This window comes from Devosia sp. WQ 349K1 (genome assembly GCF_016595685.1).
GTDB lineage: Bacteria > Pseudomonadota > Alphaproteobacteria > Rhizobiales > Devosiaceae > Devosia.
In genome coordinates, this window is the sequence record NZ_JAENGO010000005.1 from 149175 (window position 1) to 162746 (window position 13572).

Below are 13572 nucleotides of genomic sequence, written 5' to 3' on the forward strand. Positions count from 1 at the left end.
CCCAGGACCGCAACTAAAGCGCGTTCATGGTTTGATCTTATATTGCGTCGGGTTGCAGTCAACCAAGAGGCGAACGCAAGAGGGCTGTTGCGCCACATACGATCAATAAATTTCGGAAAAGAAGGATGGTGGAGCCTAGCGGGGCCGAACCATGCGGGAAAATTTACGAAACTTCTCAATAAGTTATTGATCTTGCTACATTCCTGAGGCAGGGAGTGGGGGCGCATTTGGGGGCGCAGTAGGATCATATGGCACTTTCTCGGAACGCTGATCGCAAGTTTCTTGAGCTTCACGGCAACAAATGGCGGGTCGTGGTTCCTGTCCCGAGGAAGGCTCAAGCTGCCATTGGGAAGACCAAGCTTCGGCAATCGCTTCCGACCGATAGTTTGGCCGAGGCAAACAGGTTGAAGTGGCCAGTTGTTGCCAAGCTCCAGCGTCAGATAGATCGGGCCTTGAGGCCTGATGATCACTTGGGACAGGCCATGCACCTTGCTCAGCAGCGTAGGGATGCCGTGGCTGCCACTGGAGACGCGGAGCCTGAGGAAAACCAGATTGATGACTACATCGAGGAAATCCAAGGACCTGTCATCGCGGAGGATGAATTCGGTGAGCCGATTTATGATCCGCAACGCGAGGCAGCAGCGCACCGCTTCGCGGATATCGCCTATAGTCGCGCTACGCCATTAAGTGCATCCCGTGAGAAGTATGAGGCGCAGCTCACGGTTGCTCCGCGGACAAGGGCGGATGACGTCAGGGCTTTTGCTTATCTTCTTGAATGGTGTGACCGCGAAGGCATCCCGGCTTTTCGCGAGACTTTCGGGCGGCGAGAGGCTGTGCGTTTTCACGACGACTTCGCTACGTCTGGCGAAAGGCATCCTGTCACTTTGAACAAGTACATGCGCCGCCTTTCCACCTTCTGGAAGTGGATGGTTCGTAGAGGAGAGGTGCAGTCCGATATCTGGCAGACGCTCACCTATGCCGTTCCGCATGAGACCGACGAAACCGAGGAACGGCCTTTTAGCGACACAGAGCTGAAGGCGTTGCTGAGGGGACCGGCGGTGCAACACATGCATGACCTTATGCGCCTAGCGGCACTCACGGGCGCTCGTTTGGAGGTGTTGGTCAGTCTAAAAGTGGGTGATTGCCATGACGGCTCGATCCGCTTCAAGGCGGCCAAGAAAGAAAAAAGAGCCCGCCTCGTTCCAATCCATCCTGATCTTGAAGCAATCATTTTGCGGCGGACTGAAGGGAGGCAGGATGAGGACGATTTGTTCCCCGAGTGGCCGCCAGTTGTTAAGAAGGGGTCTTTGCGCGAGCGATCGTTCAAAGCCTCTCAGCACTTTACAATTTACAGGCGGTCCGTGGGCGTCACTGATCCCGTGGAAGGTAAGCGCCGCGACCGCGTCAACTTTCACTCCTTCCGCCGATGGTTCATCACCAAGGCTGAGCAGGCCGATCAACCGGAGAGCACAATCGCAACGGTAGTTGGGCACAAGCGCGAAGGAATGACCTTCGGTGTTTATTCTTCTGGGCCGAAATTAGAGCAAGCAAAACGGTGTGTCGAAGCGGTCTTGTTGCCAGAAGTCTCTGATATTGCCGTGTTACCGTTTAAAAAGCCTCGCGATTAGCGATAATCAATTATGTCCCCATATATGAGAAGGGAGCGCTTTTTTCTCATGTCTGGTCTGTGGTTTCTATAAGGTTGTTCCATCGTTGGTTCTAGTTGTTGATTTTGATAGCCTGAATTCTGGGCTTCGGCATTATGAGGCTTTGGCTGATCTGGCCTCGGGTGAGGGCGGGCCGCACGTGGAAGAGCTTCGCCTCGATCAGTTATCGCTCTGCCCTGCCGTCTTCCAACCTCGGAATACGATAGCGATCTCTTATGATAGCGAGAAGCACGTCCGCGAGCTCATGAGGGCGATCAAGGAGGTGAAATCCCTCGAGCCCATCGTTGTTTGGTGGGGTGGTGATGGTTGGGTCGTGATCGACGGGCATCACCGGGTGGCCGCATATGATCGCTTGGAGCGCAGCAAGCCTATCCCGGTGGTGGTCTTCGAGGGAACGCCTCAGGATGCTTTGCTCGAGAGCATACGCCTCAATGGCCAGAATAAGCTGCCGATGACTACGCAGGAGAAGGCTAACGCGGCCTTGAGGCTCTGCCTGCTCACCAGCAAGTCCAAGGCGGATATCGTCAAGGCCACGGGCACATCTTCAGGTACAGTTGCAGAGATGCGCAGGGTGATCTCAGAGCTGAAAGGCCAAGGGCTTACGGTGGAGGAGATGTCCACCTTCACGTGGAAAAGCCTCAGAGAGCGCCTCAGTGGGCCGCGAGAAGCTTCTGGGGATTTCTCCGAGTACACTGAGAGGCGAGCCGCTGAGATCAAGGCAGGGCTCTTGGACTTGCTCCACAAGAACCCGCTCAATGACGCTGATGCCTTGGCTTTGGCAATCTCGGAGGTGTCGTATGAGTTCGCTCGAAGGCTCATGAATAGCGAGCACTGGCCTATCCCGTGGAGCGAGCCAGAGGATGACGATGAGGAGGAACTCGCTGAGGTGGCCTACTGACCTCCTCTAGGAGCCACGGGGTGCACACTAAGGTATGTGCAAATTGTACAGGTTAAGCCTCCGTCCTGACCCTGGCTCATTTTCTCTGAAAAGTTTGTGAGCTCATTCAATAGGTAGGCTCATGTGAGTTTCCCCCGGTGTGGGGTGGTCTGGTGTTGGAGACCGCGTGGGCTTTCATTGCTGGCGAAGCTAGAACTTCTCGAACCAAGGTCCGTGCCCTGACGCCATCTCATCCATCAGTAAGTATACGGAACGCATGGCTTTTATGTGCTCAGGTGTGCCGATAGTTTCGATTGGGCGCTTCGTATTGCTGAAACCATTTATTACCCGGAGTAGGAGCGCGAAGGTCAGGTAGATATTCTCGAAGGTCTGCAGGTCACCAGATAACGACGCTTCGGGTCGCTTGCGTATTTCACCATACCAAGAGCGATTTCGATGGAAGCTCGCGGCACCCCACTCTCGGAATGCAGCGCCATGCGCTATGCTGTGTCGAAACTCGAAAGCTGTACGTGCTGTCTTGCACCACAGCTCCGCAAGGTGTTTCGCAGGGCGGTCGGGTAGCTTTGCAACTTCCGCTTCGAACATGCCGATCAAGACACCAATTGGCTGTGCGTCGGTAGTGTGCTTCTCGCCCTTTGGTGAGTGGCCTTGCAGTCTCCAAATCGCGAACTCCAGTCGAAACTCAATATTGGCTGCGAAGACCGTTATCGCGCCAATCTTCTCGGATATTTGGGGGGTTAAGCCGTGCTGACCTTCTAGTAGGTCCGGTCTGATGACTTCAAAATCAGGGTGTGAGCTCATGATTTCTTATATCCTGTCCGGGCTTTGATCGTCGCTCGATCTCAGCTTGTAGCACGTACTCTTTGCTGAATTTGAGCATGTCTTTGAGGTACGCCTCAAGCGAACCGGGGTAATCTGTGGTTCGATAAGTCCATTTGACAACTCAAAGCGAACTATCATTTATGAGACCATCCAAATCGAACTGATGGTGCTTGTCTATGTTTGTCCGTGCCTATCTCCGCGCTTCCACCAAGGAGCAGGATGCGAGTCGTGCTCGTGCTGACCTTGAGGCGTTCACTGAGGCGCGTGGGCTGGTTGTGGCGGCGACCTATCTCGAGAACGAGAGTGGGGCCTCACTGCAGCGCCCTGAGCTTTTTAGGCTACTTGCTGATGCTCGGCCGGGTGATGTGCTGCTTGTCGAGCAAGTGGATCGTCTTAGTCGTCTAAACGCTGCGGATTGGGAGCGTCTGCGCTCAGAGATACGAGCTCGCCAAGTTCGTGTCGTGGCGCTGGATTTGCCTACTTCGTGGCAGCTTGCAGCAACTCATAGCGATGACTTCACTGCTCGAATGGTCGAGGCAATCAACGGAATGCTGTTGGACATGCTCGCTGCTATCGCGCGGAAGGACTACGAGGATCGGCGTCGGCGTCAAGCTCAGGGCATCGAGAAGGCAAAGGTGAAGGGGAGCTATCGAGGTCGGCCCGAGGATACGCAGAGAAACGAGGCGATCCTCTCCATGCTTCGCTCAGGACAGAGCTGGAACACGATCATTCAAGCGACAGGGTGTTCTCGCTCAACGCTTTCGAGGCTGTCTCGGCGGAAAAGTGGCGATACACAAGGTTAGCAGCCGCTGTGTCAGCCCACATTTTTAGTCATGAGTTGTAGTCAAACTCAATGGTTGCATCCCAGTCCCAGATCACGTCGCGTATTTCGTCACGCGGATGCCCCAGAGTTTTGCTCAGACTTTCAAGTTGCGCGTCACCGACAAGTTTCAGTGTGTTCTTGAGCATCGTTTGGCTGTTGTGGACGTCTTGCTCGTTGAAAACGCCGTGTGGGCTAACCGTGGGGTTGAGGCTTTCGTTAAGGTGCGGCGTGGCGACTATCGAGCCGTCTACGCGCCAGTCGATGTCGAAAGCTGCAACATTGTTGCCGATCTTCCGGCTTCTAACCGCGACAATCTCTATCATTCTGATGCTCCACGTAATTGTCTAACACTTGGTGGTGTCATTACATGGTTTCAAGTGGGGGCGCAGAATGGGGGCGTGATTGGGGGCGCATGTAATTTAAGGGGCTTACTAAGCCTTTGATATTCCAGCGATTTTGGGGATATCGAAAAGGATGGTGGAGCCTAGCGGGATCGAACCGCTGACCTCTTGCATGCCATGCAAGCGCTCTCCCAGCTGAGCTAAGGCCCCATATTCCTTGGGTTGTTCCGTCCGGGTTACTGTCTGGAACGAGGGGGAAACTAGTGGAAGGTTTTGCTGGGCGCAAGGCCTTCGTTTCACTTTTTTATCTGGCCGGTGGAAAACTCCATCCGGCCAGAAAAGTGTTTGGAATCAGCGCTCTTCGTCGCTGCCAACGTCGAAGCCAAGACCATCGTCTTCGTCTTCGTCTTCTTCAAGGAACACGTCCTCTTCGTCGTCGCCGAGGTCTTCTTCAACCTCTACGTCTTCGACGTCAGGGATGTCGTCACCGGCTTCTTCGGCGTCAGCGTCTTCGAGGCTGACGATTTCTGGGCCGGTGTCTTCGATCTCTTCTTCATCGTCCAACTCGTCTTCGTCATCGGCCTTGCGCGCCGTTGCCGGGCCGGCCTTGCCGGTCAGCTGTTCGAAGAACGAACGCGGATAGCTCTTGCCGGTGTAGGGCGAAACGATCGGATCCTGATTGAGGTCGTAGAACTTCTTGCCGGTATCGGGGTCAGTGCGCTTGGTGCCGCGCTCAGAGTTGGCCATTTTCCATGCCTCGAACGAAAAGGGAAAGGACGGGCGCGGCAATAACGCCGCTCGCGCCCAAGTCGGTCAGTTCGGTTAGGGGAGAAGAATTAGGCTGTCAAACGTTAAATGTTTGCGGGCCTATCTGCGGGGCAGTGGGCCGCAGCTCTTGCCGCATCACTCAGCTCTCGTTATCGCTTTGAGAACAACCAGATGGCAGCCGGAGCTTGGCCCATGATTATCGCTGTTGATGGCCCCGCTGCATCGGGCAAAGGAACGCTCGCTGTTGGGCTCGCCAAGCATTACCAACTGCCTCATCTCGACACGGGCCTGCTTTATCGTGCTGTCGGACTCGCAATCGCAGACAAGATCGACACCCCTGAGATGGAGGCAGCTGCCATTGCCGCCGCGAAGAATCTAGATGTTGGTCATCTCGGCGATGTGATCGCGCTGACCACGGCAGAGGTTGGCGTGTTCGCGAGTAAAATCGCGGTCATCGGTGCGGTGCGTGAGGCGCTGTTTGATTTTCAGCGTGATTTTGCCCAGCAACCGGGCGGCGCTGTGCTGGATGGGCGTGATATCGGCACCAATATCTGCCCAGATGCCGATGTGAAGCTCTTCATCCAGGCAGACAGCAAGGCGCGTATGGAGCGTCGGGCGCGCCAGCTTGAAGCGCGCGGGGAAAGCGTCGACCGCTATGCTCTCTTCCATCAGATCGAGCAGCGCGACGCCCGAGACATGCAGAATCCCAATGGCGGGTTCTATAAGGCGCAAGACGCGCACTTGCTCGATACGACTCTTCTCGGTATAGAAGCGGCACTTCGCGCTGCCGTTGCGATTGTCGACGAGGCTATGGCGCTCAAGGCAGAGAGATAACTCTCTCTAATTTCCTCCTTGGGCCCGGCACTTGTGGCAATCACCTAAAGCACGGGCCGAACCGGACTAAAGAAATCTCCTGATGTTGGAAGCGGTGCTCCGTGCGCCGGCTTTGGTTTTTCCAAGGCGGACCCGTACCACTCAGGTGAATAACCCCAAACCACCGGCGCTCTGGAGACAGAATTTGGCACAGAACACTGTGACGAAAGACGATTTCGAATCCATGCTGCTCGACTCCTTTGTCGACAACGATGCCGCTGAAGGCACCGTTGTACGCGGCAAAGTCGTCGCCATCGAAAAAGACCTCGCGATCATCGACGTTGGTCTGAAGACCGAAGGCCGCGTGCCGCTGAAGGAATTCGGCGCAGCAGGCCGTGACGGCACCATCACTGTAGGTTCGGAAGTCGAGGTCTATGTTGACCGCGTCGAGAACGCTATGGGTGAAGCCGTTCTTTCGCGCGAAAAGGCTCGCCGCGAAGAGAGCTGGGTCAAGCTCGAAGTTAAGTACACCGCTAACGAGCGCGTTGAAGGCACCATCTTCAACCAGGTTAAGGGTGGCTTCACCGTTGACCTCGAAGGCGCAGTTGCCTTCCTGCCGCGTTCGCAGGTCGATATTCGCCCAATCCGCGATATCGCTCCGCTGATGAACGTTCCGCAGCCGTTCCAGATTCTCAAGATGGACAAGCGTCGCGGCAACATCGTTGTCTCGCGTCGTGCAATCCTGGAAGAATCGCGCGCAGAACAGCGTTCGGAAATCGTCCAGCAGCTCGAAGAAGGCCAGGTTGTTGACGGCGTCGTCAAGAACATCACCGACTACGGTGCGTTCGTTGACCTCGGCGGCATCGACGGCCTGCTGCACGTCACCGACATCGCTTGGCGTCGTGTTAACCACCCATCTGAAGTGCTCACGATCGGCGAAACCATCAAGGTTCAGATCGTTCGCATCAATCATGAATCCCATCGTATTTCGCTGGGCATGAAGCAGCTTCAGGCGGATCCGTGGGAAGGCATCGAAGCCAAGTACCCAATCAACGCTAAGTTCACTGGCCGCGTGACCAACATCACCGACTACGGTGCTTTCGTTGAACTGGAACCAGGCATTGAAGGTCTGATCCACGTCTCCGAAATGAGCTGGACCAAGAAGAACGTTCACCCAGGCAAGATCGTTTCGACTTCGCAGGAAGTTGACGTGGTTGTGCTCGAGGTCGATGCTGACAAGCGTCGTATCTCGCTCGGTCTCAAGCAGACCCTGCAGAACCCATGGGAAGCGTTTGCTGAAAAGAACCCAGTTGGCTCCACCATCGAAGGTGAAGTCAAGAACAAGACCGAATTCGGTCTGTTCATCGGTCTTGAAGGCGACGTGGACGGCATGGTTCACCTTTCCGACCTCGACTGGCAGAAGTCTGGCGAAGTTGCTCTGGAAGACTACAACCGCGGTGACATGGTTTCGGCCAAGGTCCTCGATGTTGACGTCGAAAAGGAACGCATCTCGCTCGGTATCAAGCAGCTCGCTGCTGACGACCTCGCAGAAACTTCCGCTGCTGGCGGCGAAACCGGCGGTCTGCGCAAGAACGCTGTTGTCACCACCGAAGTCATCGAAGTCAACGAAGGCGGCATCGAAGTCCGTATCGCTGACAGCGAAGTCACCTCCTTCATCCGTCGTGCTGACCTCTCCCGCGATCGTAACGATCAGCGTCCAGAGCGTTTCAGCAAGGGTGAAAAGGTCGACGCACGCGTCACCCAGTACGACCGTAAGTCCGGCCGCATCCAGCTTTCGATCAAGGCGCTCGAAATCGCCGAAGAACGTGAAGCAGTGGCTAACTTCGGTTCGTCCGATTCGGGCGCATCGCTTGGCGACATCCTCGGCGCAGCTCTCAAGGGCCGCGACGACAAGTAAGAGCTTCTGCTCATATTTGACAAAAATTCGACCCGCGCCATTTGGTGCGGGTCGTTTCTTTTAGAGGAATAAGATGATCCAAATTCGTGATGTCGCGTGGCGTGCCATGACCGGCTATGACATGGATGCGGTGAACGCAATTGCGGGCCGCGTCCATCCTGGATTCTTTGAGGCCCCAGAAGTTCTTGCCGAGAAATTTCAGCTCTATCGAAACGGCTGCTATCTTTTCGAAGTTCAAGAGCGCCCGGCCGGTTACATGCTGTCTCATCCGTGGAAGCTTGGATCCTTGCCGGCCCTGAATGCCCTCCTCGGCCAGCTCCCCGATGATTTGGACACCTATTACATCCACGATCTCGCCTTGCTACCGCTTGCCCGCGGCGTCGGTGCGGCCGGTAAGATCGTGTCGGCGTTAACAAAACACGCCGCTGCCATGGGCTATCCGACCATGAGCTTGGTGGCCGTAAATGGCTCGGTGTCGTTCTGGGAGAAGCAAGGTTTTCAAGTTGAAGACCGCCCAGAACTGGCGGAAAAGCTGTCCGCTTATGAAGCTCATGCCGAATTTATGGTCAAACGGATCGCCTGAATTTGGTCACAAGGCCGTGATTGTGGCGCAAATCTGCCACATATGAAACAGCAGCAAGTAACCTCAACCCATTACTATGCTTGACGGTTTCGTTCTGCTTTGGCAGGTTGGAATACCCCTCCAAATGGGTCTGAACCGGAGCCTTTTATGATCAAGTCTGAACTTGTCGAGAAGCTTGCAGCGGAAAATCCGCATCTGTTCCAGCGCGACATCGAAAATATTGTCAACGCCATCCTCGATGAGATTGGCGATGCAATGGCGCGCGGTGATCGGGTTGAATTACGCGGTTTCGGGGCCTTTTCGGTCAAGAACCGACCAGCGCGTGTTGGCCGCAACCCACGCACGGGTGAACAGGTTGAAGTTGGCGAAAAGTACGTGCCCCAGTTTAAGGCGGGCAAAGAAATTCGCGAGCGTTTGAACCACGAATAAGCTAGACTGCGATCAAGAACGGGGCCTTCGCCCCACGGAATATGCATGGTCAACAAGATCGTCGGCTGGCTGGTTCTGGTGCCCCTTTGCGGGCTCTTGATCGCTTTCGCCCTAGCTAATCGACAGCTGGTTGCTGTCAATCTCAATCCTTTTGGCGTTCCCGCGCAGGCGGGCGCGTCGGGCTATGGCGTGCCTTTGTTCGTCATTCTCTATGTTGTGCTTCTGGTCGGAGTTCTGCTTGGGGGCGTGGCGAGTTGGTTTGCGCAAGGGCACCATCGCCGCCGCGAGCGCCATTGGCGCCGTGAAGCCACTCAGTTGAGCCAGGAGTTGGAAACGCTGCGCCGCCGTACCGGTACGAGCGCGGTTTCTGCCGCCAACGAGGTAGATGATTTGCTTGAGCTGCGGTGATGGACGGCGCAGTTCGGCAATTCCGATACATCCCGTCCCGTTGAGCCCGACCATATTATGGCCGATAATCAGACAATCAAAATTTGTGGCATCAAGACGGAAGACTTGTTGGACGCGGCAATAGACGCCGGGGCCGATATGGTCGGTTTCGTCCATTTTTCGCGTTCGCCGCGCCATGTGACCATTGAGCAATTGGGCAATTTAATTTCTGCCGCCCGTGGACGCGTGGAGAGCTGTGTTTTGCTGGTTAACCCAGATAATTCCTGCGTCGCTGAAGTCGCAGCTCTCGGTCCTGATTGGATCCAGTTGCACGGTCCCGAGAGCCCGGCACGGGTCTCCGCCATTCGCCATTTGGCAGGCGTCGAGATCATGAAGGCCCTGCCCATCGGTTCGGCTGAAGACGTTGCCCAGATTGCGCTGTTTAACGACGTTGCCGATCGGATACTCGTTGACGCCAAACCACCCAAGGGTGCCGATCGGCCCGGAGGGTTGGGCCACGTGTTTGATTGGTCGCTTCTAGCGGGCATTGATCCCAATATTCCATTGATGCTCTCTGGCGGGCTGACTGCGGACAATGTCGCTGAGGCGATCAAAACGGTCCGGCCGAGCTTTGGCATCGACGTTTCCTCTGGCGTCGAAAGCGCACCCGGCGTCAAGCAAAAGCATCTGATGGAAGCCTTTGTCCGCGCGGCCCGCTCGGCGATGTGAACCTGTCGATTAAGGCCTGCTCGGAAGAGTGGGCCTTATTCTTTTTCGAGGGGACGGGCGCAATCCCCGAAATTCCCCTTTCTCATCAGCCCCTGCACCTGCCAAATCTATTGCACTCACCGGCCATGCCAGCTTATTGAAGCCCATACCCTGGGCTTGAAAAGCTCGACGAAGAAGTCCCCATCGGGATTTCGACGGAGGATACGCGATTGACCATCACCAATTCCCTGCGCAATGGCCCCGATGAACACGGGCGCTTTGGTATCTTCGGCGGACGTTTCGTCGCCGAAACTCTGATGCCGCTCGTTCTCGATCTTGAGGTAGCCTATCGCGCCGCCAAGACCGATCCGGCCTATCTGGCAGAGATGAAGGATCTCGCGACCCACTATATCGGCCGCCCTAGCCCGATCTACCACGCCAAGCGCTTGTCCGAGCAGCTCGGTGGCGCACAAGTCTGGTTCAAGCGCGAAGAGCTCAACCACACTGGTTCGCACAAGATCAACAATTGCATTGGCCAGATCCTTCTCGCCAAGCGCATGGGCAAGACCCGCATTATCGCCGAAACCGGCGCGGGCCAGCATGGCGTGGCAACGGCCACCGTTTGTGCCAAGTTCGATATTCCCTGCACCATTTTCATGGGTGCAACCGACGTTGAGCGCCAGAAGCCAAACGTTCTGCGCATGAAGATGCTGGGCGCTGAAGTGCGCGCCGTCACCGCTGGCGCTGGCACACTCAAGGACGCGATGAACGAGGCGATCCGCGACTGGGTCACCAATGTCGAAAACACCTATTACCTGATCGGCACTGCCGCAGGCATGGCGCCCTATCCAGAAATGGTCCGCGATTTCCAGTCCGTCATCGGCACGGAAATCAAGCAGCAGTTCCAGGAACTCAACGGTCGCCTCCCGGACGCAGTCGTCGCGTGCGTTGGTGGCGGCTCGAACGCCATTGGCTCCTTCCACGCTTTCCTTGATGACGAGAGCGTCGCGCTCTATGGCGCAGAAGCTGGCGGTCACGGTATTGACGTTGAAAACGGTCACGCCGCGTCCATGACTGGTGGTCGCCCGGGCGTGCTGCACGGCAACCGCACCTATCTTTTGCAAGATGACGCTGGTCAGATCCTTGAAGGCCACTCGATCTCGGCAGGTCTCGACTATCCCGGCGTTGGCCCAGAACACTCGTGGCTTCACGACATCAAGCGTGTTACCTATCAGCCGATCACCGACAATGAAGCGCTCGACGCCTTCCAGCTGTGCACCCGCACTGAAGGCATTATCCCGGCGCTCGAATCCGCTCACGGCCTCGCGCAGGTTTGCAAGATCGCGCCGACCATGGGCAAGGATAAGCACATTGTTCTCTGTCTCTCCGGTCGCGGTGACAAGGACGTCGAATCTGTCGGCAAGCATCTGGGGCTGCTCTAATTATGTCGCGTATTGAAAAGCGCTTTGCCGCGCTCAAGGCAGAAAACCGCCCCGCACTCGTCACCTTCATCATGGGCGGCGATCCGGATCTGGCCACCAGCCAGGCGATCCTCGAAGCCCTGCCACAGGCCGGTGCGGATGTGATCGAACTGGGCATGCCCTTCTCCGATCCGATGGCCGACGGTTTGGCCATTCAGCTCGGTGGTCAGCGCGCCCTTGCCGCCGGTCAGACACTGCTGGGCATTCTCGGCATGGTCGAAGATTTCCGTCGCAAGGACGAAAACACCCCGATCGTTCTAATGGGCTATTACAACCCCATCTATTCCTTCGGCGTCGACAAGTTCCTCGTGCAGGCCAAGGCAGCCGGAGTTGATGGCCTGATCGTTGTCGATCTTCCCCCGGAAGAAGACAGCGAGCTGTGCATTCCAGCGCTTCAAGCAGGCATCAACTTTATCCGTCTCACCACCCCAACCACCGACGACAAGCGCCTTCCGGCTGTTCTCAAAAACACCTCGGGCTTTGTCTACTATGTCTCGATGAATGGCGTGACGGGCGCTGAGATCAAGTCGCGCGCTGCCGTTGGTGACGCAGTGGACCGGATCAAGGCCCACACCGCTCTTCCGGTTGCGGTCGGCTTTGGCATTAAAACCGCCGACGACGCTGCCATGATTGGCAAGCATTCCGACGGCGTTGTTGTCGGCTCGGTGCTTGTGGACGCCGTCCGCACCTCGCTGGTTGACGGCAAGGCCACTGACAAAACCGTTTCCGCAGTCCGCGATATCGTCGCGGACCTCGCATCGGGTGTGAAGCGCGCTCGCGTCTAACCCCGCCATGTGGATAAGAGAAGCGTGCATATTTTGCGCTTCTCGTTTCCGCCTGATAAGAAATGCCACAATCGACTGCTACGTGGGCCGTTAAGAGTCCATCGCGAAAGGCCGCGCTATGAACTGGATCGACAATTTCGTCCGCCCCAAAATTCGCTCGTTGCTGACCAACAAGCGCGAAACCCCTGAGAACCTCTGGGTTAAAGACCCCGAGTCCGGGGAAATGGTGTTTTACCGCGATCTCGAAGCGAACCAGTGGGTTGTGCCCAATTCTGGCTATCACATGAAGATCAAGCCGGCGGACCGCCTGGCGACCTTCTTGGACGATGGCAAGTATGATCTCGTGCCCGTCGCTGACGTTCCGGTTGATCCTCTGAAATTCCGCGATCAGAAGAAATACGTTGATCGCCTCAAGGAAAACCGCGCCAAGACTGGCAATACCGACAGCGTGATCGTCGCCACCGGTAAGCTCTATGAGCGCGCTATCACCGTGGGCATCCAAGACTTTGACTTTATGGGCGGCTCGCTCGGCATGGCCGCAGGGCAGGGGATCATCACTGGTCTCGAAACCGCTGTGAAGAACAACACCCCCTTCGTGCTCTTTGTCGCTTCTGGCGGCGCGCGCATGCAGGAAGGCATTTTGAGCCTGATGCAGATGGCCCGCACCACGGTTGCGGTCTTGCGTCTGCGTGAAGCTGGCCTGCCATTCTTTGTCGTGCTCACCAACCCGACCACGGGTGGCGTTACTGCATCCTACGCCATGATCGGCGACGTGCATCTGGCCGAGCCGGGCGCACTCATCGGCTTTGCCGGTCAGCGCGTTATCGAGCAAACCATTCGCGAAAAGCTGCCTAAAGGTTTTCAGCGTTCCGAATATCTTTATAGCCACGGAATGGTGGATATGGTTGTGCACCGCCACAATCTGCGTTCGACCATTGGCTCGCTCGCAGCAATCCTCACCAACGCTCCAGAAAACCCAGCCCTTTCGGGTTCGGCTACTAAGGCTGTTGCGGCTCAGGCCAGCCTGCGCGCTGCCGCTGTCGCCGCTGAAGGCGATGACGATATTGATCCGCCGGTTCCGGCCCACGCCGAATAAGCTGTTTCAGAAGGGCGCCGCGAGCGCCCTTTTTCTTGTCCGCTCAGCATTGC

Annotated in this window: 15 protein-coding genes and 1 tRNA gene; 12 read left to right on the forward strand and 4 right to left on the reverse strand. The window is 56.4% G+C overall.

From position 1 onward, the window contains the following. Positions 1-248 precede the first annotated feature (248 nt). A complete protein-coding gene (locus JHL21_RS11405; protein ID WP_200213557.1) occupies positions 249-1628 on the forward strand; it encodes a DUF6538 domain-containing protein in 1380 nt (459 codons plus the stop codon). Positions 1629-1770: 142 nt separating this feature from the next. Beyond that, complete coding sequence (locus tag JHL21_RS11410; RefSeq protein WP_200213559.1) at positions 1771-2565, forward strand: ParB/RepB/Spo0J family partition protein; 795 nt, start codon at positions 1771-1773, stop codon at positions 2563-2565. 189 nt (positions 2566-2754) lie between these two features. On the opposite strand, the gene JHL21_RS11415 is transcribed toward JHL21_RS11410, so the two are convergent. Continuing rightward, the gene (locus JHL21_RS11415) at positions 2755-3366 is read right to left on the reverse strand and encodes a hypothetical protein (protein WP_200213561.1); all 612 of its coding nucleotides are present in this window, start codon (positions 3364-3366) and stop codon (positions 2755-2757) included. 197 nt (positions 3367-3563) lie between these two features. Between JHL21_RS11415 and JHL21_RS11420 the strand changes: the two genes are divergently transcribed. Beyond that, complete coding sequence (locus JHL21_RS11420) at positions 3564-4190, forward strand: recombinase family protein (protein WP_200213563.1); 627 nt, start codon at positions 3564-3566, stop codon at positions 4188-4190. Positions 4191-4218: 28 nt separating this feature from the next. Here JHL21_RS11420 and JHL21_RS11425 read toward each other — a convergent pair whose 3' ends face one another. The 3 genes from JHL21_RS11425 to JHL21_RS11435 all read right to left on the reverse strand — a co-directional run bounded on the left by JHL21_RS11425 (position 4219) and on the right by JHL21_RS11435 (position 5298). Continuing rightward, entirely contained in the window at positions 4219-4533 is a 315-nt protein-coding gene (locus JHL21_RS11425) for a hypothetical protein (protein ID WP_200213564.1), read from the reverse strand. 152 nt (positions 4534-4685) lie between these two features. After that, a tRNA-Ala gene (locus tag JHL21_RS11430) sits at positions 4686-4761 on the reverse strand. Between the two features lie 141 nt (positions 4762-4902). Further along, the gene (locus JHL21_RS11435; RefSeq protein ID WP_169194363.1) at positions 4903-5298 is read right to left on the reverse strand and encodes a TIGR02300 family protein; all 396 of its coding nucleotides are present in this window, start codon (positions 5296-5298) and stop codon (positions 4903-4905) included. A 213-nt stretch (positions 5299-5511) separates the two neighbouring features. Here JHL21_RS11435 and cmk point away from each other — a divergent pair, with 213 nt between their 5' ends. The 9 genes from cmk to accD all read left to right on the forward strand — a co-directional run bounded on the left by cmk (position 5512) and on the right by accD (position 13519). After that, on the forward strand, positions 5512-6153 hold the full coding sequence (gene cmk / locus JHL21_RS11440; protein WP_200213566.1) for a (d)CMP kinase: 642 nt from the start codon (positions 5512-5514) through the stop codon (positions 6151-6153). Between the two features lie 184 nt (positions 6154-6337). Continuing rightward, entirely contained in the window at positions 6338-8050 is a 1713-nt protein-coding gene (gene rpsA, locus JHL21_RS11445; protein ID WP_169194361.1) for a 30S ribosomal protein S1, read from the forward strand. Between the two features lie 73 nt (positions 8051-8123). Then, positions 8124-8633, forward strand: coding sequence for a GNAT family N-acetyltransferase (locus tag JHL21_RS11450; protein ID WP_200213567.1), 510 nt, complete (start codon positions 8124-8126; stop codon positions 8631-8633). Positions 8634-8780: 147 nt separating this feature from the next. Next, positions 8781-9062, forward strand: coding sequence for an integration host factor subunit beta (locus JHL21_RS11455; protein WP_169194359.1), 282 nt, complete (start codon positions 8781-8783; stop codon positions 9060-9062). A 45-nt stretch (positions 9063-9107) separates the two neighbouring features. Beyond that, positions 9108-9470, forward strand: a complete 363-nt coding sequence (locus JHL21_RS11460) for a lipopolysaccharide assembly protein LapA domain-containing protein (protein ID WP_200213568.1) — start codon at positions 9108-9110, stop codon at positions 9468-9470. Between the two features lie 57 nt (positions 9471-9527). Beyond that, entirely contained in the window at positions 9528-10178 is a 651-nt protein-coding gene (locus JHL21_RS11465; protein ID WP_200213569.1) for a phosphoribosylanthranilate isomerase, read from the forward strand. Between the two features lie 215 nt (positions 10179-10393). Next, entirely contained in the window at positions 10394-11599 is a 1206-nt protein-coding gene (gene trpB, locus JHL21_RS11470) for a tryptophan synthase subunit beta (RefSeq protein WP_367948185.1), read from the forward strand. Continuing rightward, positions 11599-12423: a tryptophan synthase subunit alpha gene (trpA, locus tag JHL21_RS11475; protein ID WP_200213783.1), complete on the forward strand. Its 825-nt coding sequence runs from the start codon at positions 11599-11601 to the stop codon at positions 12421-12423. The genes trpB and trpA overlap by 1 nt, the downstream gene beginning before the upstream one ends. Before the next feature lie 118 nt (positions 12424-12541). Next, positions 12542-13519: an acetyl-CoA carboxylase, carboxyltransferase subunit beta gene (accD, locus tag JHL21_RS11480; protein WP_169194355.1), complete on the forward strand. Its 978-nt coding sequence runs from the start codon at positions 12542-12544 to the stop codon at positions 13517-13519. Positions 13520-13572 lie beyond the last annotated feature (53 nt).

What these genes read in the sequence shown, in the direction of transcription:
- JHL21_RS11405 (WP_200213557.1), top strand. Translation starts at nt 249, where the DNA reads ATGGCACTTTCTCGGAACGCTGATCGCAAGTTTCTTGAGCTTCACGGC.
- JHL21_RS11415 (WP_200213561.1), bottom strand. Translation starts at nt 3,366, where the DNA reads ATGAGCTCACACCCTGATTTTGAAGTCATCAGACCGGACCTACTAGAA.
- JHL21_RS11420 (WP_200213563.1), top strand. Translation starts at nt 3,564, where the DNA reads ATGTTTGTCCGTGCCTATCTCCGCGCTTCCACCAAGGAGCAGGATGCG.
- JHL21_RS11425 (WP_200213564.1), bottom strand. Translation starts at nt 4,533, where the DNA reads ATGATAGAGATTGTCGCGGTTAGAAGCCGGAAGATCGGCAACAATGTT.
- JHL21_RS11435 (WP_169194363.1), bottom strand. Translation starts at nt 5,298, where the DNA reads ATGGCCAACTCTGAGCGCGGCACCAAGCGCACTGACCCCGATACCGGC.
- cmk (WP_200213566.1), top strand. Translation starts at nt 5,512, where the DNA reads ATGATTATCGCTGTTGATGGCCCCGCTGCATCGGGCAAAGGAACGCTC.
- JHL21_RS11450 (WP_200213567.1), top strand. Translation starts at nt 8,124, where the DNA reads ATGATCCAAATTCGTGATGTCGCGTGGCGTGCCATGACCGGCTATGAC.
- JHL21_RS11455 (WP_169194359.1), top strand. Translation starts at nt 8,781, where the DNA reads ATGATCAAGTCTGAACTTGTCGAGAAGCTTGCAGCGGAAAATCCGCAT.
- JHL21_RS11460 (WP_200213568.1), top strand. Translation starts at nt 9,108, where the DNA reads ATGGTCAACAAGATCGTCGGCTGGCTGGTTCTGGTGCCCCTTTGCGGG.
- JHL21_RS11465 (WP_200213569.1), top strand. Translation starts at nt 9,528, where the DNA reads ATGGCCGATAATCAGACAATCAAAATTTGTGGCATCAAGACGGAAGAC.
- accD (WP_169194355.1), top strand. Translation starts at nt 12,542, where the DNA reads ATGAACTGGATCGACAATTTCGTCCGCCCCAAAATTCGCTCGTTGCTG.